Source organism: Streptomyces misionensis (assembly GCF_900104815.1).
GTDB lineage: Bacteria > Actinomycetota > Actinomycetes > Streptomycetales > Streptomycetaceae > Streptomyces > Streptomyces misionensis.
Map to the genome: position 1 here is coordinate 2,664,321 of NZ_FNTD01000004.1, position 23,063 is coordinate 2,687,383.

Annotated in this window: 25 protein-coding genes; 15 read left to right on the top strand and 10 right to left on the bottom strand. The window is 72.0% G+C overall.

Features of this window, described 5'->3' with window-relative positions; translation table 11 throughout:
• Positions 1-163: 163 nt before the first annotated feature.
• Positions 164-1,783: an MFS transporter gene (locus tag BLW85_RS13760; RefSeq protein ID WP_070027623.1), complete on the bottom strand. Its 1,620-nt coding sequence runs from the start codon at positions 1,781-1,783 to the stop codon at positions 164-166.
• Positions 1,784-1,904: 121 nt separating this feature from the next.
• On the opposite strand from BLW85_RS13760, the gene BLW85_RS13765 reads away from it, so the two are divergent.
• From BLW85_RS13765 to BLW85_RS13775, 3 genes are all read left to right on the top strand, one after another.
• On the top strand, positions 1,905-2,531 hold the full coding sequence (locus BLW85_RS13765; RefSeq protein ID WP_074992189.1) for a TetR family transcriptional regulator: 627 nt from the start codon (positions 1,905-1,907) through the stop codon (positions 2,529-2,531).
• A gap of 184 nt (positions 2,532-2,715) precedes the next feature.
• The gene (locus BLW85_RS13770) at positions 2,716-3,936 is read left to right on the top strand and encodes an alpha/beta hydrolase (protein WP_074992190.1); all 1,221 of its coding nucleotides are present in this window, start codon (positions 2,716-2,718) and stop codon (positions 3,934-3,936) included.
• A gap of 66 nt (positions 3,937-4,002) precedes the next feature.
• On the top strand, positions 4,003-4,848 hold the full coding sequence (locus tag BLW85_RS13775; RefSeq protein WP_070027626.1) for a DUF4429 domain-containing protein: 846 nt from the start codon (positions 4,003-4,005) through the stop codon (positions 4,846-4,848).
• Here the strand turns inward: BLW85_RS13775 and BLW85_RS13780 are convergent, their stop codons facing one another.
• Together BLW85_RS13780 and BLW85_RS13785 are read right to left on the bottom strand one after the other, a co-directional pair.
• The gene (locus tag BLW85_RS13780) at positions 4,849-5,865 is read right to left on the bottom strand and encodes an aldo/keto reductase (RefSeq protein WP_070027627.1); all 1,017 of its coding nucleotides are present in this window, start codon (positions 5,863-5,865) and stop codon (positions 4,849-4,851) included. It abuts the gene before it with no gap.
• Complete coding sequence (locus BLW85_RS13785; RefSeq protein ID WP_070027628.1) at positions 5,862-6,326, bottom strand: MerR family transcriptional regulator; 465 nt, start codon at positions 6,324-6,326, stop codon at positions 5,862-5,864. The genes BLW85_RS13780 and BLW85_RS13785 overlap by 4 nt, the downstream gene beginning before the upstream one ends.
• A 97-nt stretch (positions 6,327-6,423) precedes the next feature.
• Here BLW85_RS13785 and BLW85_RS13790 point away from each other — a divergent pair, with 97 nt between their 5' ends.
• Positions 6,424-6,897: a GNAT family N-acetyltransferase gene (locus BLW85_RS13790; protein WP_070027629.1), complete on the top strand. Its 474-nt coding sequence runs from the start codon at positions 6,424-6,426 to the stop codon at positions 6,895-6,897.
• A 19-nt stretch (positions 6,898-6,916) separates the two neighbouring features.
• Complete coding sequence (locus BLW85_RS13795) at positions 6,917-7,744, top strand: serine hydrolase domain-containing protein (protein ID WP_074992191.1); 828 nt, start codon at positions 6,917-6,919, stop codon at positions 7,742-7,744.
• A 75-nt stretch (positions 7,745-7,819) separates the two neighbouring features.
• Here the strand turns inward: BLW85_RS13795 and BLW85_RS13800 are convergent, their stop codons facing one another.
• Positions 7,820-8,473, bottom strand: a complete 654-nt coding sequence (locus tag BLW85_RS13800) for a pirin family protein (RefSeq protein WP_074996066.1) — start codon at positions 8,471-8,473, stop codon at positions 7,820-7,822.
• A gap of 165 nt (positions 8,474-8,638) precedes the next feature.
• On the opposite strand from BLW85_RS13800, the gene BLW85_RS13805 reads away from it, so the two are divergent.
• The 5 genes from BLW85_RS13805 (at position 8,639) to fabF (ending at position 13,597) form a co-directional block, all read left to right on the top strand.
• Positions 8,639-9,844, top strand: coding sequence for a PucR family transcriptional regulator (locus BLW85_RS13805; RefSeq protein ID WP_070027631.1), 1,206 nt, complete (start codon positions 8,639-8,641; stop codon positions 9,842-9,844).
• Positions 9,845-9,933: 89 nt separating this feature from the next.
• Entirely contained in the window at positions 9,934-10,860 is a 927-nt protein-coding gene (locus tag BLW85_RS13810) for an ACP S-malonyltransferase (RefSeq protein ID WP_074992195.1), read from the top strand.
• A gap of 17 nt (positions 10,861-10,877) precedes the next feature.
• Entirely contained in the window at positions 10,878-11,909 is a 1,032-nt protein-coding gene (locus tag BLW85_RS13815; protein ID WP_070027633.1) for a ketoacyl-ACP synthase III, read from the top strand.
• A gap of 81 nt (positions 11,910-11,990) precedes the next feature.
• Positions 11,991-12,239: an acyl carrier protein gene (locus tag BLW85_RS13820; RefSeq protein WP_070027634.1), complete on the top strand. Its 249-nt coding sequence runs from the start codon at positions 11,991-11,993 to the stop codon at positions 12,237-12,239.
• 95 nt (positions 12,240-12,334) lie between these two features.
• A complete protein-coding gene (gene fabF, locus BLW85_RS13825) occupies positions 12,335-13,597 on the top strand; it encodes a beta-ketoacyl-ACP synthase II (protein WP_070027635.1) in 1,263 nt (420 codons plus the stop codon).
• A gap of 82 nt (positions 13,598-13,679) precedes the next feature.
• On the opposite strand, the gene BLW85_RS13830 is transcribed toward fabF, so the two are convergent.
• Positions 13,680-14,174, bottom strand: coding sequence for a DUF3145 domain-containing protein (locus BLW85_RS13830; RefSeq protein WP_070027636.1), 495 nt, complete (start codon positions 14,172-14,174; stop codon positions 13,680-13,682).
• A 256-nt stretch (positions 14,175-14,430) separates the two neighbouring features.
• Here BLW85_RS13830 and BLW85_RS13835 point away from each other — a divergent pair, with 256 nt between their 5' ends.
• Both BLW85_RS13835 and BLW85_RS13840 read left to right on the top strand, forming a co-directional pair.
• On the top strand, positions 14,431-15,318 hold the full coding sequence (locus BLW85_RS13835) for an SGNH/GDSL hydrolase family protein (RefSeq protein WP_070027637.1): 888 nt from the start codon (positions 14,431-14,433) through the stop codon (positions 15,316-15,318).
• A gap of 26 nt (positions 15,319-15,344) precedes the next feature.
• Complete coding sequence (locus tag BLW85_RS13840) at positions 15,345-16,322, top strand: aldose epimerase family protein (RefSeq protein ID WP_070027638.1); 978 nt, start codon at positions 15,345-15,347, stop codon at positions 16,320-16,322.
• A 90-nt stretch (positions 16,323-16,412) separates the two neighbouring features.
• Here the strand turns inward: BLW85_RS13840 and BLW85_RS13845 are convergent, their stop codons facing one another.
• From BLW85_RS13845 to BLW85_RS13855, 3 genes are all read right to left on the bottom strand, one after another.
• Positions 16,413-17,540: a hypothetical protein gene (locus tag BLW85_RS13845; RefSeq protein ID WP_074992196.1), complete on the bottom strand. Its 1,128-nt coding sequence runs from the start codon at positions 17,538-17,540 to the stop codon at positions 16,413-16,415.
• Between the two features lie 168 nt (positions 17,541-17,708).
• Positions 17,709-18,428 carry a cysteine hydrolase family protein gene (locus BLW85_RS13850; RefSeq protein WP_079172332.1) on the bottom strand — a complete coding sequence of 240 codons (720 nt, stop codon included), beginning with the start codon at positions 18,426-18,428 and terminating at the stop codon, positions 17,709-17,711.
• Entirely contained in the window at positions 18,425-19,018 is a 594-nt protein-coding gene (locus BLW85_RS13855) for a cysteine hydrolase family protein (protein ID WP_070025249.1), read from the bottom strand. Before BLW85_RS13855 ends, BLW85_RS13850 begins: the two co-directional genes overlap by 4 nt.
• Positions 19,019-19,178: 160 nt before the next feature.
• Between BLW85_RS13855 and BLW85_RS13860 the strand changes: the two genes are divergently transcribed.
• On the top strand, positions 19,179-20,171 hold the full coding sequence (locus BLW85_RS13860) for a GlxA family transcriptional regulator (protein ID WP_070025248.1): 993 nt from the start codon (positions 19,179-19,181) through the stop codon (positions 20,169-20,171).
• A 13-nt stretch (positions 20,172-20,184) separates the two neighbouring features.
• Here BLW85_RS13860 and BLW85_RS13865 read toward each other — a convergent pair whose 3' ends face one another.
• Positions 20,185-20,970, bottom strand: coding sequence for an EI24 domain-containing protein (locus BLW85_RS13865; protein ID WP_070025247.1), 786 nt, complete (start codon positions 20,968-20,970; stop codon positions 20,185-20,187).
• 35 nt (positions 20,971-21,005) lie between these two features.
• Positions 21,006-21,440, bottom strand: coding sequence for a MarR family winged helix-turn-helix transcriptional regulator (locus tag BLW85_RS13870; protein ID WP_070025261.1), 435 nt, complete (start codon positions 21,438-21,440; stop codon positions 21,006-21,008).
• An 89-nt stretch (positions 21,441-21,529) separates the two neighbouring features.
• Between BLW85_RS13870 and BLW85_RS13875 the strand changes: the two genes are divergently transcribed.
• Together BLW85_RS13875 and BLW85_RS13880 are read left to right on the top strand one after the other, a co-directional pair.
• Entirely contained in the window at positions 21,530-22,540 is a 1,011-nt protein-coding gene (locus BLW85_RS13875; protein WP_074992198.1) for an NADP-dependent oxidoreductase, read from the top strand.
• A 95-nt stretch (positions 22,541-22,635) separates the two neighbouring features.
• Positions 22,636-23,055, top strand: coding sequence for an organic hydroperoxide resistance protein (locus BLW85_RS13880; RefSeq protein WP_070025245.1), 420 nt, complete (start codon positions 22,636-22,638; stop codon positions 23,053-23,055).
• The last annotated feature ends 8 nt before the right edge of the window (positions 23,056-23,063 follow it).

Below are 23,063 nucleotides of genomic sequence, written 5' to 3' on the forward strand. Positions count from 1 at the left end.
GCGATCGCCGGGGCCCGGCGGCGCGTCGTGCCCGGTCAACGGCCCGCAGGGCGCACGCTGTTCCCCTCCTGCAGCGTGCGCCCGGGCGTGATCCACTCTGCGGCGCGCGGTGCGCGCCGCGCCAGGGAACCCCGGCCGAGTCACCCGGCCGGGCGACCGCGGGTCAGATGTGACCCACGCCCGCCCCCGCCTCCGCGTTGTCGCCCCGCTTGGTGAGGAAGGCGACGAGGACGGCGACCACCGCGACGCCCGCCGCCACCAGGCAGGCGAGGCTCATGCCGGAGATGAAGGTGTGGTGGGCCACCTCGGTGATCTTCGCGGCGATCGGCGCCGGTATCCCCTTCTGCACCGGTGCCACACCGGCCTGTACTGCCTCGGAGGCCTGGTCCAGCTGGGCCGGGGTCAGCGGCGGCAGCCCGGCCGCCTTCCAGTTGCCCTCCAGCGAGCTGTCGACCTTGGAGGCCATCACCGCGCCGAGCACCGCCGTACCGAGGCTGCCGCCGATCTGCATGGCCGCCTGCTGGAGGCCGCCGGCCACACCGGACAGCTCCATGGGCGCGTTGCCGACGATGACCTCCGTCGCGCCGACCATGACCGGCGCGAGGCCGAGGCCGAGCAGGGCGAACCAGAGGGACATCACCCCGCTGCCGGTACCGGCCTTGAGGGTGGACATGCCGTACATGGCGATCGCGGTCGCGGCCATGCCGCCGGCCAGCGGCACCCGCGGGCCGAACCGGGTGATCGCGGCGCCGGCGAGCGGCGAGGCGACGATCATCATGCCGGTGAGCGGCAGCAGGTGCAGGCCCGCGTTGACCGGGGACATGCCGTGGACGTTCTGGAGGTAGAACGTCACGAAGAACAGGCCGCCCATGAAGGCGATGGCCATGAGGACCATCAAGACCACACCGGCCGACAGCGGCACCGAGCGGAACAGGCCGAGCGGGATGAGCGGCTCGGCGACCCTGGTCTCCCAGAACGCGAAGAACGCGAAGAGCAGGACCGAGGCGACGATGAAGCCCCACGTCCTGCCGTCGCCCCAGCCCCAGGACGGGGCCTTGATGAGCGCCCAGACCAGGCAGAACATCGCACCGGACAGCAGCACGATGCCCAGCACGTCGAAGGAGCGCGGCGCGTTCTGGGCCCGGTGGTCGAGCAGGATCAGCACGCCGAGCACCAGCGCGATCGCGCCGACCGGCACGTTGATGAAGAACACCGACTGCCAGTTGACGTGCTGCACGAGGACGCCGCCGAGGATCGGGCCGCCCGCGGTGGACGCGCCGATCACCATGCCCCAGATGCCGATGGCCATGTTGAGCTTCTCGGCCGGGAACGTGGCCCGCAGCAGGCCGAGCGCGGCCGGCATCAGCAGCGCGCCGAACAGGCCCTGGAAGACACGGAAGATGATGACGGTGGCGATGGTGTGCGACAGGCCGATCGCCCCGGAGGCGGCGGCGAAGCCGGTCACGCCGATGAGGAAGGTCTGCCGGTGGCCGAAGCGGTCACCGAGCTTGCCCGCGGTGATCAGGGTGACCGCGAGGGCGAGGAAGTAGGCGTTGGTGATCCACTGCACATCGGCGAAGCTCGCGTGCAGATGGTCCCGGATGGCCGGGTTGGCGATGGCCACGATGGTGCCGTCCAGGGCCACCATCATGACCCCTACGGCAACGGTGATCAGGGTGAGCCAGGGGTGGCCGCGCAGCCCCGCGTCCGGGGTCCGCTCCGCCGGGGCCGCCGGGGCTCCGTCACCCGGCCCTGTCGTGTCGATGGTGGTCTGACCAGTCATGCGTTCGAGACTAGTGACAGCCACTGACAATTGACAAACAATTTCATAAGTCGGTAACTGACAGGAGGCGGATATACACTGCTGAGCTGGCCGAACGTCATGAGAGGGGCCGTCGAGGGCCATGGAGACGCTGCGCGAGCGCAAGAAGCGGCGTACCCGGGAGGCGCTGCTGCGGGCCGCTCTGGAACTGTTCACCACCCGGGGGTACGAGCGCACGACCGTGGACGAGATAGCCGCGGCCTGCGACGTCTCCCAGCGCACCTTCTTCCGCTACTTCGCGGGCAAGGAGGAAGCGGCCTTCGCCATGCAGGAGCGGGCGCAGGCGCTCTTCCTCGCCGCCCTGCGCGCCCGTCCGCCGCACGAGCCGCCGATGGAGGCGCTGCGGCAGGCCGTCCTGGAGGGCTGGGACGCGGTCCGGGGCAACCTGGAGTCGGCCGTGCCGGTCGATCTGTATCTGCGCATGTACCGCACGATCGAGTCGACGCCCGCGCTGCTCGCCGCCCATCTGCGCCGCTCGACCGCGGCCGAGGAGACGATGGCGCGACTGCTGGCCGAGCGGGAGGGCGTGGACGTGGACACGGACCCCCGGCCGCGGCTCGCGGTGGCGGTGTTCGGCGGGGTGATAAGGGTCACGGAACGCCAGTGGTGCTCGGGCCGTGACTGCAGTCTGGAAGCCGTCCGGAAGCTCACCGTCTCGTACCTCGATCAGGTGACTTCGGCGCTCGGGGGGAACTGGCGCTCGGCCTGAGGCCGTTGGCAGCACGCCGGAAAGATCGTCCGACGCGGGTCCGGGCGACCGCCGGCGCGGCGTCCGCCAGATCCACTTCGCCGGGTTCGAAAGATCGTTCACGGCGTGTTCGACTTCCGTCGAAACGTGATCCCGGTCACCCGGTTACCGCGAGACCGTCTCGTTCTCCTAGTGTGTCCTCCCAGTGACTTCCTTCGACACCTCCTCCCCGCAACTCAACGTCTGGCGCGCGATGCTGGCGCTGGCCGTCGTGTTCGTGATGCTCGCCACCACCGGATGGACCGCGCTGCGCACCCACCGGGAGTCGAGCGAGCTCCAGGCCTCGCTCGACAAGTGGAGACACGGCAGCCTCCACGGGCTGCGCCTGCCCGATCCGGAGGCCGGCCCCGCGCGGCTCTCCCGCTTCTTCGCCACGCTCTCCGCCCACGACCGCACCCGCCTCGTCCACCGCTACCCGCTCGCCGTCGGCAACATGAACGGCGCGCCGGTCGACCTGCGGTACCGGGCGAACCACCTGGCGCTGGAGCAGGAGCGCGCGACCGAGCGCGAGCGCATGCACGACAGCCGGCTCAGCACGGCCGGCCAGCAGGACGCGGGCCGCCGCATGCACCGCTACGAGTCGCTGCTGACCCCCGGCCGGCAGATCCTCTCCTTCGACCCGGAGGGCACCGGCCGCATCTCCGAGGTCTTCGGGAACCTGACCAGGGCCGAGCGGATCTCGGTCGTCGTCCCCGGTGTCGACACCGACCTGCTCACCTTCCAGAAGACGAACCGGCCGTACACCGCCCCGGTCGGCATGGCCAAGGCGCTGTACGCACAGGAGCGCGCGACGCGTCCCGCCACGCGTACGGCGGTGATCGCCTGGGCCGACTACACCTCCCCCGACGGCCTCGGCGTGGACGCGGCCACCGGGCTGCGCGCGGCGGAGGGTTCCCTGCGGCTGAACGCGCTGCTGCGGGCCCTGCCCGGCGGCGCCCCGGTGTCGATGTTCTGCCACAGCTACGGCTCGGTGCTCTGCGGCGTGGCCGCGCCCGGAATGCCGCGGCGGGTCACCGACATAGCGGTCGCCGCCAGCCCCGGCATGCGGGTCTCCAAGGCCGCCCACCTGGACACCGCCGCCCGGGTGTGGGCCATGCGGGACGCCACCGACTGGATCGCGGACGTGCCGTACCTGGAGCTGGGCGGGCTCGGGCACGGCGCCGACCCGGTCTCCGCCGCCTTCGGCGCCCGGGTGCTGTCCGCCGAGGACGCGCAGGGCCACGCCGGCTACTTCCAGCCGGGCACGGACAGCCTGCGCAACCTCGCCGACATCGGCACGGGCGCCTACGACGAGGTGACCTGCGCCGGCGGTACCGCCGCGTGCCGGGCGGACCTGCCCGGCACGAAGACGGCCCAACGCGCGTAGAAACAGCAGGAAGTGCGGTCCGCGAGGGAGGCGACGGAGGGGGACGTGCCGCATACGATGAGCCGCATGGGTGACGTACTGGCGGGTTTTCATGCCGTCTGGGAGTTCGAGTCCGACTCCGTGCTCATCCGTTACGAACGGGGGATTCGAACACCGAAGTTGTTCCAGGCGCTCGGGGAGCGGCGCATCCCGCTGTCCGCGGTCGAGGAGGTACGGCTCGCTCCGGGCCGGCGCGGCACCGTCGTCCTGCGGCTGCTGCCCCGCGCGGGTGCCGATCCGCTGATGGAGGCGGCCGACGGCCAGCTGAAGGAGGGCTCCGATCCCTACCGGCTGGTCCTGCCGGCCGAGCGGGAGTCGGAGGCCGCGTCCCGCGCCGGGGAGTTGACGTCGCGGCTCACCGAGTCGGGGCCGGCGGACCGCTATCTGGTGGCGGCGCCCGAGGCGCCGTTGCAGTTCAAGGCGTACGACGGGAAGGCCGCCTTCGACGGCACGTCGGTGCAGTTCCGGTGGTCGTGGACGGGCGCGTCGTCGGCCAAGTGGAAGGCCGGCGACCAGAGTTACCCGGTCGCCGACCTGTGCGGGGTGGAGTGGCGCTCACCGGAGGCCCTGGCGGGCTATCTCCGGTTGCGCGCCTCCGGTCCGGCACCGGACGTGGCGCCCGAGCCCGACCAGGATCCGGCGGCGGTGGTGTTCGGGCTCGGCTACGGTCCGGTGCACGAGTCGCTGCCGTTCGCCGCCGCGGTGCTGGCGGCGGTCCGCTCGCGCCGTCCGGTGCCGGCGGCGCCGCCGTGCCGCCGTGACCCGGCGGACATCGCCGAACGCATCCGGCACCTCGGGGAGCTGCACCAGGCCGGGCTGGTCACCGACGAGGAGTTCGCCGGCAAGAAGGCGCAGCTGCTCGCGGAACTCTGACTACTCCCGGCCCGCCGAGGTGAAGCTCATGTCCGCGTACCGCTCGCCGGCCACCTTGCCCGCGATCGGCTCCAGCCGGGACAGTTCCGCCTCGGTCAGGGTGATGCGGGTGGCGGCCACGTTCTCCGCCACCCGGCTCGCCTTGCGGGTGCCCGGGATCGGGACGACCGCCAGCGAGTCGACGGCCGCCCGCTGCTGCACCCAGGCCAGGGCGATCTGGGCCGGGGTGGCGCCGTGGGCCTCCGCGACGGCGCGCAGGGGTTCGAGCAGGGCCGCGTTGGCCGCCGCGTTGTCGCCGGTGAAGCGGGGCTGCTGACGGCGGAAGTCGTCGGCCGTCAGGTCCTGGTCGGCGTTGGCGAAGGCGCCGGTGAGGAAGCCCCGCCCGAGCGGCGAGTACGGCACCAGGGCGACGCCCAGCTCCCGCGCGGCCGGCACCACGTGCGCCTCGATGTCCCGGCTGAACAGGGACCACTCCGACTGCACGGCGGCGATCGGGTGCACGGCGTGCGCGGCGCGCAGCTCGTCGGCGGTGACCTCGCTGAGGCCCAGGTGCTTGACCTTGCCCTCGCGCACCAGCTCCGCCATCGTGCCGACGGTCTCCTCGATGGGCACGTTCACATCGCGGCGGTGCATGTAGTAGAGGTCGATCACGTCCACGCCGAGCCGCCGGAGGCTGCCCTCGACGGCCTCGCGGATGTAGGGGGCGTCGTTGCGGATGATCCGCTTGGTCGGGTCGTCCTTCGGGATGGACAGGGCGAACTTGGTGGCGATCACCACCTCGTCGCGGTGGGCACGGAAGAAGGGGGCGAGGAACCGCTCGTTCTCCCCGGCGCCGTACGCGTCGGCGGTGTCGTAGAGGGTCACGCCCAGCTCCAGCGCCCGGTCGAGGGCCGCGCGGGCCTGCTCGGCGTCGGTGGGGCCGTAGCCGAAGCTCATGCCCATGCAGCCGAGGCCCTGCACGCCGACCTCCGGCCCCTGCGCTCCCAGGCGTGCCGTCGGAATCCTGGCGTCGGTCATCGAGTGGTCCCCTCTGTCGCGTAAAAGCTGATCTTGCGGTCCAGTACGGCGAGCGTGTCGCGCAGTTCGGCGATCCGCCCGAGGACGTCCCGGCGGGTCTGCTCCAGCAGTTCCTGCCGCTCCCGGTAGGTGCTGCTGCCCGCGCGCACCAGTTCCGCGTACCGGACCATGTCCGCCACCGGCATGCCGGTCAGCCGCAGTTTGGTCACCAGGTCCAGCCAGTCCAGGTCGCGGTTGCTGTAGCGGCGCTGCCCGGTGTGCGAGCGGTCGATGTGCGGCATCAGCCCGATCCGCTCGTACCAGCGCAGGGTGTGCGCGGTCAGACCCGTGAAGGCGACGACCTCACTGATCGTGTAGCGGTCCTGGCCGTCGGGGCGCGGATGGGGCGCGGGCCGGGCGGAGCAGATGTCGGCTGGGTGGGATTCCTCGAGCGTCGCAGGCGTGGTCTGCATCACCGTCATGCCTCAACGCTATGACCTTGGAGTGCACTCCAAGCAAGCGAGGCCGGTAAGAAAAGCGCGGGACCGGCGGCGAGGCCGGTGGTTAGCCTACGGCTTCATGAGTCCAGTGAGGCGGGCACTGCCCGAGGAGGCCGGCGAAGTCCTGCGACTGCGGCAGGTGATGATCGACTCGATGTCCGCGGACGGCGGCGGGCCGACGGACTGGCACGCCGAATCGCTTCCGGCGCTGCGGGACCGGCTGGCCGATCCGGGCGGCGGCTTCGCGGCCTTCGTCGTGGACCACCCGGACCGGCCGGGGGCGCTGGCCGCGCTGGCCTGCGGGACCGTGGAGTACCGCATCGGCCGGGCGGGGAACCCGCGGGGGCGGGTCGGGCATGTGTTCAGCGTGGCCACCGATCCCGGTGCGCGGCGGCGCGGGTACGCGCGGGCGTGCGTGGAAGAGCTGCTGGAGTGGTTCCGGGCGCAGGGCGTGCGGCGGGTCGACCTCAACGCGTCCGCGCAGGCCGAGCCCCTGTACGCGTCGCTCGGCTTCGTCCGCAAGCCCGACCCGTCGATGCGGCTGGAGCTGTGAGCCGCATAGGCTCGTCCGCATGTCGTTGAACAGCCTGGCGTCGATCGAGAACTGGCCCGTGCCCACCGCGGCGGCGGGTGTCGTACGAGCCGACGGGACCGTCCTCGGGACGCACGGCCCCGTCGCCCACCGCTTCCCCCTCGCCTCGGTCACCAAGCCGCTGGCCGCGTACGCGGCGCTGGTGGCGTACGAGGAGGGGGCGATCGAGCTGGACGAGCCGGCCGGCCCGCCCGGGGCGACGGTCCGCCACCTGCTCGCGCACACCTCGGGCCTGGCCTTCGACGAGCACCGGGTGACGGCACCGCCCGGGGAGCGGCGGCTGTACTCCAACGCCGGGTTCGAGCAGCTCGGGGACCATGTCGCCAAGGCGACGGACATCCCGTTCGCCGAGTACGCGCGGCAGGCGGTGCTGGAGCCGCTGGGCATGACGGCCACCTCGCTCGCGGGTTCCCCGGCGAAGGACGGGGTCTCGACGGTCGAGGACCTGCTGCGGTTCGCGGCGGAGCTGCTGGCGCCCCGGCTGCTGGACCCGCGCACGGTGGCGGAGGCGATGACGGTCCAGTTCCCGGGCACCAAGGGCGTGCTGCCGGGGTACGGGCACCAGAACCCGAACGACTGGGGGCTGGGCTTCGAGATCCGTGACTCCAAGTCCCCGCACTGGACGGGTGGTTCGTCCTCCGCGCGCACCTTCGGCCACTTCGGTCAGTCCGGTACGTTCCTGTGGGTCGACCCGGACGCGGACCTCGCCTGCGCCGCCCTGACCGACCGCGCCTTCGGGCCGTGGGCGATCGAGGCGTGGCCGGTGTTCACGGACGCGGTGCTGGCCGAGACGCGCGCCGCCCGCTGACCGTCGCCCGAGGCCGGCCCGTTCGACGTCCCCCGGCGGGAGGCGGTTCACATCCGCGGGTACGCCGCGTCGGCCTCAGCCGGTCATCTCCCAGACCAGCAGTTCCGCCCGGGTCGTCGCCACCGCCGTCAGGCCGCGGGCGCCGGTGATCCGGGCCGCGTCGCCGGGGTGCAACTGCTCGCCGGCCAGCCGCACCTCGCCGCGCACGACATGGACGTAGAGGTACGGCGCGTCGGGCAGGGCGGTGCGGGCGCCCTCGGCCGGGCGGCGGACGTGGAGCGTCGCGCCCGCGGCCGGGACGGCGTAGGGGGTGGCGTCGGCGATGCCGGGGACGATCGCGTACGACGGGTCGCCGCCCGGCTCCCGGGGCGTCAGCCACATCTGGAGGAAGGCCAGCGGGCCCTCGCCGTCGTTGCGTTCCACGTGCCGTACGCCGGCCGCGGCGCGCAGGTGCTGGACGTCCCCCGGGCGCACCGTCGTCTCGTGGCCCGCGGAGTCGCGGTGGGTCAGCTCGCCCTCGATCACCCAGGTGACGATCTCGGTGTGGCTGTGCGGGTGTTCGCCGAATCCGGCGCCCGGCGCGAGGCGCTCCTCGTTGCAGGCGATCAGCGGGCCGAAGGCCAGGTTGTCCGGGTCGTAGTGCGGGCCGAAGGAGAAGGCGTGGCGGGTCTCGATCCCGGCCGCCGGGTCCCCGCCCGGGTAGCGCTCGGCGGCGCGCCGTACGTCCATCACGATCACCACCGTATCCCCGCCCCGCCCGCGGACGGACCCGCACCCCGCCCCGTGCCACGGGTCCGCCCCGGCGTCCCGCTCCGTAGTCCCCGTGGCCCCCGCCCGTCCCCACCGGTGACCCGGCGGCGCATGGTGCCGTCCGGATAAGGCACTCTTGTCCCCGTGCCCGAACCCGAATCCCACAGCAGTGACCCCGCAGCATCGAACGTCCATACGCACGCCGCGACCCTGAAACGGCTGGAGAAGTCCTCCGGGAATCTCGCCGCGCAGGCCATCGCGCGGATGGACGAGACCCTGCCGTGGTACCGGGCCATGCCCCCGGAGAACCGTTCCTGGATCGGGCTGGTCGCCCAGGCGGGCATCGCGGCGTTCACCGAGTGGTTCCGGCGGCCGGACGCCCCGCAGGCGATCTCCACCGATGTGTTCGGGACCGCGCCGCGGGAACTGACCCGGGCCATCACACTGCGGCAGACCGTGGAGATGGTGCGCACCACCATCGAGGTCATGGAGAGCGCCATCGACGAGGTGGCCGCACCGGGCGACGAGCGGGTGCTGCGCGAGGCGCTGCTGGTGTACGCGCGGGAGATCGCCTTCGCCACCGCCCAGGTGTACGCGCAGGCGGCGGAGGCCCGCGGCGCCTGGGACGCGCGGCTCGAATCGCTGGTGGTCAACGCCGTGCTCAGCGGCGAGGCCGACGAGGGTGCGGTGAGCCGGGCCGCCGCGCTGGGCTGGAACTCGCCCGAGCACGTGTGCGTCCTGCTCGGGACGGCCCCGGACGGGGACAGCGAACTGACCGTGGAGGCGATCCGGCGGGCCGCCCGGCACGCCAAGCTCCAGGTCCTCACCGGGGTCCTCGGGGACCGGCTGGTGGTGATCGCGGGCGGCAGCCCCAACCCGCTCGCGGTGGCGAAGTCGCTGATCGGGCCGTACGCGGCCGGGCCGGTGGTCGCCGGTCCCGTCGTACCTGACCTGCTGGCCGCCACCCGGTCCGCGCAGGCCGCCGCCGCGGGTCTGAAGGCGTGCACCGCGTGGCCGGACGCGCCGCGGCCGGTGCTGGCGGACGATCTGCTGCCGGAGCGCGCGATCGCGGGCGATCCGAGCGCCCGCGAGCAGTTGGTGGAGGAGATCTACAGACCGCTCGAAGAGGCCGGCTCGGCGCTGCTGGAGACCTTGAGTGTCTACCTGGAGCAGGCGAGCAGCCTGGAGGGCGCGGCGCGGATGCTCTTCGTTCACCCGAACACCGTGCGCTACCGGCTCCGACGTGTGACAGACGTCACCGGTTGGTCGCCTTCGGATGTACGATCCGCGTTCACGTTGCGGATCGCGCTGATCCTGGGGCGTCTGGTCGACGGCGAGGCCCAGGCATAGGGTTTTGTCGGAGCTCAACAAAAGCCCTTCGTGTTCTTCGTCCCTGTCCCCACGGGCGGCCGCGCCCGTCCCCAAGAGAGAGTGTGAGAGTGCTCGTACTCGTCGCTCCCGGCCAGGGCGCCCAGACGCCCGGCTTCCTGACCCCCTGGCTCGAACTCCCCGGTGCCTCGGACCGTGTCGCCGCCTGGTCGGACGCCATCGGTCTGGACCTGGTGCACTACGGCACCGAGGCCGACGCCGACGCCATCCGGGACACCGCCGTGGCCCAGCCGCTGCTGGTCGCCGCCGGGCTCCTGTCCGGCGCGGCACTCGGTGCCACCGCCGAGTTCACGCCCGGTGCGGTGGCCGGCCACAGCGTCGGTGAGATCACCGCCGCCGCCTTCGCGGGCGTGCTGTCCGACGCCGCCGCCCTGGGCCTGGTCCGCACGCGTGGCCTGGCCATGGCGGACGCCGCCGCGATCACCGAGACCGGTATGTCGGCGCTGCTCGGCGGCGACCCGGAGACCTCGATCGCGCACCTGGAGAAGCTGGGGCTGACCCCGGCGAACATCAACGGCGCGGGCCAGATCGTCGCCGCCGGCACGCTGGAGCAGCTGGCCGCGCTGAACGAGGACAAGCCCGAGGGCGTCCGCAAGGTCGTCCCGCTGAAGGTCGCCGGCGCCTTCCACACCCGGCACATGGCCCCGGCCGTCGAGACGCTGGCCAAGGCCGCCGCGGAGCTGTCGCCCGCCGACCCGCGCGTCGCCTACGTCTCCAACAAGGACGGCAAGGCCGTCGCGACCGGCGCCGAGGTCCTCGACCGCCTGGTCGGCCAGGTCGCCAACCCGGTGCGCTGGGACCTGTGCATGGAGACCTTCAAGGAGCTGGGCGTCACCGCGCTCATCGAGGTGTGCCCCGGCGGCACGCTGACCGGACTGGCCAAGCGGGCGCTGCCCGGCGTCAAGACGCTGGCCCTGAAGACCCCTGACGACCTCGACGCGGCCCGTGCGCTCATCACCGAGCACGTCGACGCCTGACGCCTAAGGAGCCGTAGATGGCGAAGATCAAGCCCAGTAAGGGAGCCCCGTACGCCCGCATTCTCGGCGTCGGGGGTTACCGCCCGACCCGGGTCGTGCCCAACGAGGTGATCCTGGAGAAGATCGACTCGTCCGACGAGTGGATCCGCTCCCGCTCCGGCATCGAGACCCGGCACTGGGCCGGCCCCGAGGAGACGGTCTCCGCGATGTCGGTCGAGGCGGCCGGCAAGGCGATCGCGGACGCCGGCATCGACGCGTCGCAGGTCGGCGCGGTCGTCGTCTCCACCGTGTCGCACTTCAGCCAGACCCCGGCCATCGCCACCGAGATCGCCGACAAGCTCGGCACCGACAAGGCGGCCGCGTTCGACATCTCGGCCGGCTGCGCGGGCTTCGGCTACGGCCTCACCCTGGCCAAGGGCATGGTGGTGGAGGGCTCCGCCGAGTACGTCGTGGTCATCGGCGTGGAGCGGCTGAGCGACCTGACCGACCTGGAGGACCGGGCGACGGCCTTCCTGTTCGGCGACGGCGCGGGCGCGGTCGTCGTGGGCCCCTCCCAGGAGCCGGCCATCGGCCCGACCGTGTGGGGCTCCGAGGGCGACAAGGCCGGCACCATCAAGCAGACCGTCCCGTGGGACCGCTTCCGGATCGGCGACGTGTCCGAGCTTCCCGTGGACAGCGAGGGCAACGTCAAGTTCCCCGCGATCACGCAGGAGGGCCAGGCGGTGTTCCGCTGGGCCGTGTTCGAGATGGCGAAGGTCGCCCAGCAGGCGCTGGACTCGGCCGGGATCACCGCGGACGACCTGGACGTCTTCATCCCGCACCAGGCCAATGTGCGGATCATCGACTCGATGGTGAAGACCCTCAAGCTGCCGGAGCATGTCACGGTCGCCCGCGACATCCGTACCACCGGCAACACCTCGGCCGCCTCGATCCCGCTCGCCATGGAGCGGCTCCTGGCGACCGGGGAGGCGAAGAGCGGCGACACCGCGCTCGTCATCGGATTCGGGGCGGGTCTCGTCTACGCCGCCACGGTCGTTACCCTCCCCTAGGCACTCCGTGCCGGATCATGCGGTTCGGCAAGGGGACAACTGCCACAAACCGTCTGGATTATCGAAGAAGGAGCGCCTGACATGGCCGCCACCCAGGAAGAGATCGTCGAAGGTCTCGCCGAAATCGTGAACGAGATCGCCGGCATCCCGGTTGAGGACGTCCAGCTGGACAAGTCCTTCACCGACGACCTGGACGTCGACTCGCTGTCCATGGTCGAGGTCGTCGTCGCCGCCGAGGAGCGCTTCGACGTGAAGATCCCCGACGAGGACGTCAAGAACCTCAAGACCGTCGGCGACGCGACCGAGTACATCCTCAAGCACCAGGCCTGAGCCACTCGCTGAGGCCGCACGGCCGTCAGGCTGTACAGCCCCGCCACCCGGCGGTGGCGCCGTAGATTCCCGCATCCGTTGGAGAAAGAATTCCCGTGAGCCCGACCAATCGCACCGTGGTCGTCACCGGTATCGGCGCAACCACACCGCTGGGTGGCGACGCATCCTCGTTCTGGGAGGCCCTGGTCGCCGGCACGTCCGGTGTCCGCCTGCTGGAGGAGGACTGGGCGGCGGACCTCCCGGTCCGCATCGCCGCCCGGGCCGCCGTCGAGCCGGGCGAGATCATCCCCCGGCCGCAGGCCCGCAAGCTGGACCGTTCGGCGCAGTTCGCGCTGATCGCCGCCCGTGAGGCCTGGCAGGACGCCGGCTTCACCGCCCGGGCCGGCGAGGACGCGTCCGTGAACCCCGACCGTCTCGGTACGGTGATCGCCTCCGGGATCGGCGGCGTGACCACGCTTCTGGACCAGTACGACGTGCTGCGCGAGAAGGGTGTGCGCCGCGTCTCCCCGCACACCGTGCCGATGCTGATGCCCAACTCCCCGGCGGCCAACGTCGGCATCGAGCTGGGCGCCCGCGCCGGTGTGCACACCCCGGTGTCGGCCTGCGCCTCGGGCGCCGAGGCCATCGGGTACGCGATCGAGATGATCCGCACCGGGCGTGCGGACGTGGTCGTGGCCGGTGGCACCGAGGCCGCGATCCACGCGCTGCCCATCGCCGCGTTCGGCAACATGATGGCGATGTCCAAGAACAACGACGACCCGGCGGGCGCGTCCCGGCCGTTCGACTCCGGTCGCGACGGCTTCGTGCTCGGCGAGGGCGCCGGTGTGATCATCCTGGAGTCCGAGGAGCACGCGAAGGCCCGCGGCGCCCGGATCTACGTCGAGGCCGTCGGCCAGGGCATCTCCGCCGACAGCCACCACATCACGCAGCCGGAGCCGTCCGGTAACGGCATCGCGCACGCGCTGCAGAACCTGCTGGACAACACGGACCTGAAGCCGGCCGAGATCGTGCACGTGAACGCGCACGCCACGTCCACCCCGCAGGGTGACGTCGCCGAGATCAAGGCGCTGTGGAAGGTGTTCGGCGACGACGTCGAGCACATGGCGATCTCCGCGACCAAGTCGATGACCGGTCATCTGCTCGGCGGTGCCGGCGGTATCGAGACCGTGGCGTCGATCCTGGCGCTGGTGAACCGTACGGCGCCGCCCACGATCAATGTCGCGGACCTCGACCCCGAGGTGAACGCGGACATCGTGGTGGGCGAGGCGCGCCGGCTGCCCGAGGGCCGGATCGCCGCGCTGAACGACTCGTTCGGGTTCGGCGGGCACAACGTGGCCCTGGCGTTCCGCACCCTCTGAGCCACCGCCTCCGAGACACAGGGAAGGGCCCCCACCGGCTGGTGGGGGCCCTTCCCGTTGCCCGTCCGGGTCGTGCGCGGTCTCACACCACCTGGTGCAGCCAGCGCACCGGGGCGCCCTCGCCCGCGTACCTGAAGGGTTCCAGTTCGTCGTCCCAGGGCTTGCCCAGGAGCTTGGCCAGTTCGGCCGCCAGGTCGCTCTCGCCGCGCTGGGCGCGGGTGAGGGCGGCGCGCAGCCGGTCCTCGGGGATGAGGATGTCGCCGTGGATGCCGGTGACGGCGTGGAAGATGCCCAGCTCGGGGGTGCAGCTGTAGCGCTCGCCCTCGGCGGTCGGGCAGGGCTCGGCGGTGACCTCGAAGCGCAGCAGGTGCCAGCCGCGCAGCGCGGAGGCGAGCTTGGAGGCGGTGCCGGCCTGGCCCTGCCAGGAGAACTCGGAGCGCCAGGTGCCGGGGGCCGCGGGCTGCCGGATCCAGTCGAGGTTGACGCGCGTGCCGAGCACCCCCGCGACGGCCCACTCGACGTGCGGGCACAGCGCGCGCGGCGCGGAGTGCACGTACAGAACTCCACGTGTCGTCACCGGAACCTCCGGGCAGAGCGGGACATCTTGCTGGCTGGCCGGCGGCCGTGGCGCGACGGCCGCACTGATGGCGAGGCTACCTTGCGGCGGCGCAAGGAGTGTGACGTACCGTCGGTCCCGGCGCCAGGAATCCTCCGCCATTCACCCGGGGGGACGCTTGTACGGGGTCCGTTCGTTCCAGCGGGCCGGGCGCCGGGAACCCTCGCACGTTGTGATGGGGGGAGACACCCGACACCGAGCGAGGAGACGTGCGGGAATGCGGAAGCGAAGCCACCGTGCGCGGGCCGCGCTGGCCGTCGCGGCGGCCGCCGTGCTGGGCCTCGCCGGATGTGACGCCGCCGGGGGTTCGCCCGCGGCCGAGGGCACCAAGGCGCGGGCCGTGCGGGCCCCGGTGTGGAACCGCAGCCCGGCCTCGATCGCCGCGGTGGGCGACTCCATCACCCGGGGCTTCGACGCGTGCACGGTGCTGTCGGACTGTCCCGAGGTGTCCTGGGCGACGGGCAGCGACGCCCGGGTGGACTCGCTGGCGGTACGGCTGCTCGGTGCGGCCGGTGCGGCGACGCACAGCTGGAACTACGCGATGACCGGCGCCCGGATGGCGGATCTGACGCGGCAGATGCGCGAGGCGGCGGCCCGGGACCCGGAGCTGGTGACGGTGATGGCGGGCGCGAACGACGCCTGCCGTTCCTCCCCCCGGGCGATGACGTCGGTGGCCGGGTTCCGCGCGGACTTCGAGGAGGCGCTGCGGACACTGCGCGCGGCCCGTCCGGCGACCCAGGTGTACGTGGCGAGCGTGCCCAACCTGAAGCGGCTGTGGGAGCAGGGCCGGGACGATCCGCTGGGCAAGGAGGTCTGGAAGCTCGGCATCTGCCCCTCGATGCTGGGCGACGCGGACGACCTGGGCGAGTCGGCGGCGCGCCGGCGGGACCGGGTGCAGGAGCGGGTGGTGGCGTACAACAAGGTGCTCAAGGAGGTCTGCGCCCGGGACCGGCGCTGCCGCTTCGACGGGAACGCGGTGTACGACTACCGGTTCGGCACCGACCAGCTGAGCCACTGGGACTGGTTCCACCCCAGCAGGGACGGCCAGGCGCGGCTCGCGGCGATCGCCTACCGGACCGTCACCGCACCGGATCCGGCGTCCTAGATCAACGGTGACCTAGGGTTTTCACCATGAGTGAACTCTTCGGCAGACTTCCCGACGGCACCGAGGTCCATCGCTGGACGCTGGAGCGCGGCGGGACACGGGTGGAGGTCCTGACGTACGGCGGGGTCGTGCGGTCGGTGCGGGTGCCGGACCGGGAGGGCCGGCCGGCGGAGGTGGCGCTGGGGTTCGCCGCTCTGGACGGTTACCTCGCGCATCCGGACCCGTACCTGGGCGCGGTGATCGGCCGTTACGCCAACCGGCTGGCGGACGCGCGGTTCCCGCTGGACGGCCGGGTGTACGCCCTGGAGCCGAACGAGGGGCCGAACCTGCTGCACGGCGGTGCGCGGGGCTTCGACAAGCGGGTGTGGGCGGCGGCGCCGGTGGAGCACGGGGTGCGGCTGAGCCGGGTGAGCCCGCACGGCGAGGAGGGCTTCCCGGGCACCGTGGAGGTCGCGGTGACCTACTCCCTGTCCGCGTCGGGCGCGCTGCGGATCTCGTACGAGGCGACGACGGACGCGCCGACGGTGCTCAGCCTCACCAACCACAGCTACTTCAACCTGGCCGGCGCCGAGTCCGGTTCCGCGGGCGGGCACGAACTGAGGCTCGCCGCCTCCCGGTTCACCCCGGTCGACGAGGGGCTGATCCCGACGGGCGAGCTGCGGGACGTGGCGGACTCGCGCCTCGACTTCCGTACGGCGCGCAAGGTGGGTTCGGGGTACGACCACAACTACGTGCTGGACAAGGGGGTCACGCGGACGGCGCAGGAGGTCGCCGAGCTGCACGACCCCGGCTCCGGCCGCACGCTCACCGTCTCGACGACCGAGCCGGGCCTCCAGCTGTACACGGGCGACCATTTGCCGGACCCGTTCGTCCCGGGTGCCGGGATCGCCCTGGAGACCCAGCACTTCCCCGACTCCCCGCACCACCCCGACTTCCCCTCGACGGTGTTGCGGCCCGGCGAGGTGTACCGCTCGGAGACGGTGTACGGGTTCTCGGCGCGCTGAACGCGCGCGGGGGCGGGCCGGCCCGGGAGCCGTCCTGTCGCGGCCCCGGGGTGTCCCCCGGCCGGTGCGGGCCGGGGGACGCCGGGTCGGTCAGACGGTGGCGGTCCGCCCGGTGACCGGGCAGGTGCCGGCCGCCGCCGCGCCGAAGGCGGCGGTCCTGGCGGCGGGCGCGGTGCCGTCGAGCTGCTTGAGGATCTCCTTCGAGAGCAGGTCCTCCTTGCCCTTGAGGGCGTCGGCGACGTCGAGGGCGGAGTTGAAGACCATCTCGGCCGCCACGTTGTCCTGGACGATGCGGGCGAGGTTGTCCAGGGCCACGCCGATCGGGTCCGCGGGGGTCTCCGCGGTCGGCAGGTCGATGAGGTGGGTGTCCACCTTCGCCTGGTTCATGGTGCGCCGGATGATGATGGACGCCTGGTTCAGTTCGGCGGTCGTCCAGATCGACAGCACCATGACGTACAGGTCGCTCCACGCGGCTTCGCCGATCAGCGCCCGCCACCGCTTCATCAGCGCCTCGATGCCGGTGATCTGCGCGGTGGAGGCGAAGGTCATGTTGACCCGGATGGACGGGTAGACGGTGGCGGCGAACTGGTTGAAGGCCACCATGTCGAAGGACTTGGCGCCGAGGGCGGTGTCGATGAACCGGATGGCCTCGGTGAGGATGGTGTTGCTGGAGGTCTCCAGGTCGGCGGGGAGGTTCGCCGTGGGCAGCTTGGTGCGGGCCGCGTTGAGGGTGGTCCGGAAGCTGGTCAGCGGGGTGGTCCAGCCGGTGTCGCCCGCGGCCTTGAAGGCGACCATGGCCAGGTCGTGCGGGTCGATGCGGTCGGCGTTGGGGATGTTCGGCACCTTGCCGCCGAGGTAGGCGGCGATCACCGAGTAGATGCCGAGGGGCACGTGGGCGATGGACTTGGCCAGTTCGAAGTACTCCGGAACCGGGTCCACCGTCTCCACCTGGACGCCCTTGTCGATCAGGGTGAAGCGCCCGCCGACGGCGTTGTTCTGCACGACGACGACCGGGCTGAGGTGCTTGATCAGTTCTGCCTTCAGGGACGCGTAGTTGGCGCGCATCCCGGAGTTGACGCCGCGTATCGCGTCCCGCGCGGCCTTCTCGTCGGTCGCGGTGGTCGCGGCCGAGGCGTTGGTGGCCGCCTGGGTCTCCATCAGCAGGGTGGCTGCCCCTACGGCGGAAACGGTCCCCAGAAATCCTCTGCGAGTGGTCATGCCCCGTCTTTCCGTGATCAGTGATCGGTCTTCGTGGGGTGGGGGGAAAGGCGTGGGGGGGCGTGGGGGTGTTCGTGGGGGTGGGCCGGCCTGCCGGCGTGTCCGGTCACCGGCGGGCCGGCCGGTCCATGGGTGCCCGGGGGCACCGGCGGCGTACGCCGCGGCGGATCAGGTCAGGGATTTCTGCGACGGCACCACGACGCCGTAGAGGTCCTGGACCGTGGCGAGGGCGGCCTCGTGCACCTGCCGCGCGGGGATGCCCTCGGGGTCGCCCTTCAGCGGCAGCGGCCGGGTGGCCGAGGCGTCGGCCACGACGGTGGGGTGGTAGCCGGCCAGGAACGCGCCCTGCGTGGTGAACAGGACGCACATGTTGGTCATGAAGCCGGCGACGATGACGTTCTTGCGCCCCGCCTGCTTGACCTTCTGCGCGAGATCGGTGCCGTGGAAGCCGTCCGGAACGCTCTTGCGGACGACCGGCTCGCCCTTCGCGGGCTCGAGGTCCGGGATGATCTGTCCGGCCTTCGACGAGAGGTCGTAGCCCTTGTCGACGATGTGGATGACCGGCGTGCCCGCCGCGCGGGCCCGGTTCAGCAGCGCCTTGGCGTTGGCCACGGCCGGCTTCCAGCCGTCGAGTTCCATGACACCGTCGGTGTAGGTGTTCTGGTAGTCGACCAGGATGAGCGTGGCGTCGGAGAGCGTGGCCGGGGTCTCGTCGAAGCCGTTGAGCTCGCGCAGCGTCGTGGTGTCCTCGGCGACGTTCGTCCGTGCGGCGGGCGCCGCGGCCGGCTTCGCGGCGGAGGAGTCCTGCGAGCCGGAGCCGCACGCGGCGAGCGTGGCGCTGAGGAGGGCGGCGGTGCCGAGCGCGGCGATGCGGCGCGTTGACCTCATCGGCCCAGCTCCTCCTGGGACGCGACGACGACCCCGTACAGGTCGGCGATGGTGGCGAGGGCGCTGAGGTGCACGCCCTGGGCGTCCAGTTCCGTTCCGTTGACCGGCAGCGCGCGGGTGGCGCAGGCGTCGGCCACCACGGTGGGCCGGTTGCCGCGCAGGAAGGCGCCCTGGGCGGTGAAGGCCACGCACATGTGGGTCATGAAGCCGGCGATGACCAGGTCGCCGCGGCCCGCCTCGTCCACCAGCCGGCCCAGTTCGGTGCCGTGGAAGGCGTCGGGGGCCTGCTTGACGACGACGGGCTCGCCGTCGGCCGCGGCCACGCTCGGGTGGATCCGTCCGATCTCGGCGCGGATGTCGTACGGCGTGCCCTCGCCGCCGTCGTTGACGACGTGGATGACCTTGGCGCCCTCCCGGCGGGCGCGTTCCAGCAGCCGGGCCGCGGCGTCGAGGGCCGGCTGCCAGCCGTCCAGCTCCATCACACCGGTGGTGTAGGTGTTCTGGTAGTCGATCAGGACCAGGGTGGAATCGGCCAGCTTCGCGGGGGTCTCGTCGAAGCCGTTGAGCTGACGCAGCGTCGTTCTGGGCATGGAATACCGCCTGAGAAATCGGGAGTTGGCGAGGCAGCGCGCCGTGCGGCGGCTTGCGCCTATGACGCTATGGCCCGCCCCGTCGCGTCGGCAATGACGTCTAGCATGCAGAAACCGACATCGCGGAGGCCGGTGTCGTCCTGACCGTCCGGAGGGGTTCGTGCGCACCGCCCGCCAGCTGATCGTGATCGTCCTGTTCGACCAGGTCGACCTGCTCGACGTCACCGGGCCGCCGGAGGTCTTCCACCTCGCGCGGCGCGAGACGGAGGAGGCGGCCGCGTACGAGGTGGTGCTCGCCGCCGAGACCATGGACCCGGTGGTCACGGCCGCCGGGGTGCGGGTGCTGCCCGACGTCACCTTCGACGGACTGGCGGCGCGCGGCATCGACACGGTGATCGTGCCGGGGGCGGTGGAGGTGGACGGCGACCACCGCGTGCACCCGCTGGTGGACCCGGCGCTGGTGCGGCGGGTGCGGGAACTCGCCGACCGCACCCGCAGGGTGGCCTCCGTCTGCGTCGGCGCCCACATCCTCGCGGCGGCCGGACTGCTCGACGGCAAGCGCGCCACCACGCACTGGTCGACCGCGCGGCAACTGGCCGCCGACCACCCGGCGGTGGCGGTCGACGCCGACCCGATCTTCATCCGGCAGGGGAACGTGTGGACCGGCGCGGGCATCAGCGCCTGTCTCGACCTCTCCCTCGCGCTGATCGCCGACGACCTCGGCGAGGCCGTCGCGCTGCGGGTCGCCCGGCAGCTGGTGATGTACCTGAAACGGCCCAGCGGGCAGAGCCAGTTCAGCGTCCCTCTGGAGCAGGTCTCCACGACGCGGCGCATCGAGGATCTGCGCCACTACGTGCTGCGCCACATCGCCGAGCCGCTGACCGTCGCCCAGCTCGCGGAACACGCGCACATCAGCGACCGGCAGCTCACCAGGATCTTCAAGAACGAGCTGGGCACGACCCCGCACGCCTACATCGAGTCGGTGCGCGTGGAACACGCGCGCAACCAGCTGGAGTCCACCGACGCCACGCTCGAACGCATCGCGGCCGCCTGTGGGTTCGGCACCCTCGACACCCTGGTCCGGGCCTTCCGGCGCAGGCTGGACACCACGCCGACCGAGTACCGGCGGCGGTTCAGGACCACTGCCGACTGAGCGGGGCGGGCCGTCAGGAGGCGGGCTCCTCGGCCGGTGCCAGCTCCTCCGCGCGGTCCTCGCCCAGCAGTTCCCGGGCGAGGAGCGTGGCGCCGGCCACCGCGCCCGGCATCAGGAACACCGCCACGAACGGCACCAGGAAGGCCAGCCCGAGCGGCGTTCCGTAGCCCCACACCAGCATCCGGCGCGAGCGCAACAGGGCGAGCCGGGCGCGGAGTTCGACGCCCCGGCGCTGGAGGGCGACCGCGGTCAGCTCCTCGGTGAGGAAGAAGCCGGTGACGAAGAAGCCGAGGACGGGCACGACGGTCTGGCCGACGAACGGCAGCAGCCCCAGGGCGAAGAGCAGGACGCCCCAGACCAGCGCCCGGACGAGGATCCGGACGCTGTCGCGGGCCGACGTCCACAGCTCGCGCGCGAGGGGGAGGTCCGAGCGGGGGGCCGTGCCGTCGGGCGAGACGTCGGCGTCGACCCGCTCGGAGAGGTTCTCGTAGAACGGCTGGCCTATCAGCAGGGTCACCGCGGTGAAGGTGAGCACGGCGAGCAGCAGGCCGAGCGCGAACAGCACCGCCGTGAGGAAGCCGCGGAACAGCGACTGCCAGGGGCTCGCCCAGTGGTCCGCGAACGGGGTCGCCCAGCTCACCGCGTCCCCGCCCCACACCGCGAGGGCGATCAGCGCGACCACGTAGAGGACCAGCGCGATCAGGCCCGGCAGCAGCGCGAAGCCGTACTGCCGGCCGTGCCGGACCACCCACCGCTGGCCGTCGAGAAGAAAACGGAAACCCACCCCGAGATCACGCATGGCGAAACCCTACCCACAGCTCGCCGGCGGCAGGTTCACCCGTCGAGCATGCGACGCAGCAGGTCCCGCAGGGTGCGCCGCTCGTCCTCCGACAGCCCGGCCAGCGGCTCGCGCGCGAAGCGCAGGCCCTCGCGCAGGTCCCGGGCCACCCGCAGCCCCTCCTCCGTGGCGGCGGCCACCTTCACCCGGCGGTCGGCGGGGTCGGCGCGGCGCTCGGCCAGCCGGCGGGCCTCCAGGCGGTCCACGATCCCGGTCACGTTCGACGGCTCGCACTTCATCTTCTGCGCGAGCTTGCGCATGGGCGTCGGTCCGAGCGCGAGCAGGCTGAGCAGTTTGGCCTGGGCACCGGTGAGCGCGTGGGCCGAGGCGGCCTCGTCGTAGTCCGCGTGGTAGCGCGCGACGACCTCGGCGATGAGTTCGACGACGTCCGTGGTCAGCTGGTCCGGACGGGTGTGGTGCGGTGTGGCCATGCCCACCAGCGTACCCCTTTACTTGACAACATGAAATATTCAGCTGCACCGTTGTTTCAGGCACTGAAGTAAACGAAAGGCTTCCCGTGATGACCGCGACGACCGTCAACCGCGAATGGCACCTGCTCAGCCGGCCCGTCGGCTGGCCGAAGCCCGAGGACTTCGCGCTGGTCGAGTCCCCGCTCCCGACCCCGCGCGAGGGCCAGGTGCTGGTGCGGAACACATACCTCTCCGTGGACCCGTACATGCGCGGCCGGATGAGCGCCCAGAAGTCGTACGTGCCCCCCTTCGAGCTGGGCAAGGCGATGCAGGGCGGCGCGGTCGGCGAGGTGATCGAGTCCCGCGCCGAGGGCTTCTCCGTCGGCGACCACGTGCTGCACCCCCTCGGCTGGCGCGAGTACGCCGCCATCGGCGCGGAGCACGCCGTCAAGGTCGATCCCGAGGCCGCGCCCCTGTCGTCGTACCTGGGCGTGCTCGGCATGACCGGGCTGACCGCCTACGCGGGCCTGCTGCGCACCGCCGCCTTCAAGGAGGGCGACATCGTCTTCGTCTCCGGCGCGGCGGGCGCCGTGGGCAGCCAGGTCGGGCAGATCGCCAAGCTCAAGGGCGCCGCGCGGGTGATCGGCTCGGCCGGTTCGGACGAGAAGGTGCGCCTGCTGGTGGAGGAGTACGGCTTCGACGCCGCGTTCAACTACAAGGACGGGCCGGTCTCCGAGCAGCTGCGCGAGGCGGCGCCGGACGGCATCGACGTGTACTTCGACAACGTCGGCGGCGACCACCTGGAGGCGGCGATCGGGTCGCTGCGCGAGGGCGGCCGGATCGCCATCTGCGGCATGATCTCGGTCTACAACAACACCGAGCCCGCGCCCGGCCCGCGCAATCTCGCCCGGCTGATCCAGACGCGCGGCCGGATCGAGGGCTTCCTCGTCAACGACCACCGCGACCTCCAGCCGGAGTTCGTGCGCGAGGTCGGCCCCTGGGTGGCGTCGGGGCGGCTGAAGTACCGGGAGACCGTGGTCGACGGCATCGAGAACACCCTGGAGGCGTTCCTCGGACTGCTGCGCGGGGACAACACCGGGAAGATGATCGTCAAGCTCTGACCTCCCCAGAGCTTCCGTCTTGCGGTAACTTCTTTCCGAAATCCGCCGTCGATCGTGGGCGCGAGTCGGCGGCGGACCGACCAGGAGGACACCGCATGCCCATCACCCAGTCCGATGTGCTGTACACGGCCGTCGCCACCGCCGAGAACGGCCGGGACGGCCGTGTCGCCACCGACGACGGCAGGCTCGACGTCGTCGTCAACCCGCCCGCGGAGATGGGCGGCAGCGGCGCCGGGACCAATCCGGAGCAGCTGTTCGCCGCCGGGTACAGCGCCTGCTTCCAGGGCGCGCTGGCCGTCGTGGCCCGGCAGGAGGGCGCCGACGTCTCCGGCTCGACCGTGACCGCGAAGGTCGGGATCGGCAGGAACGAGGAGGGCTTCGGGATCATCGTGGAGATCTCCGCGCACATCCCGAACGCCGACGCGGCCACCGCCCGGGCCCTGGTGGACAAGGCCCACCAGGTGTGCCCGTACTCGAAGGCGACGCGCGGGAACATCACCGTCACGCTGGCCTGAACCGCGGG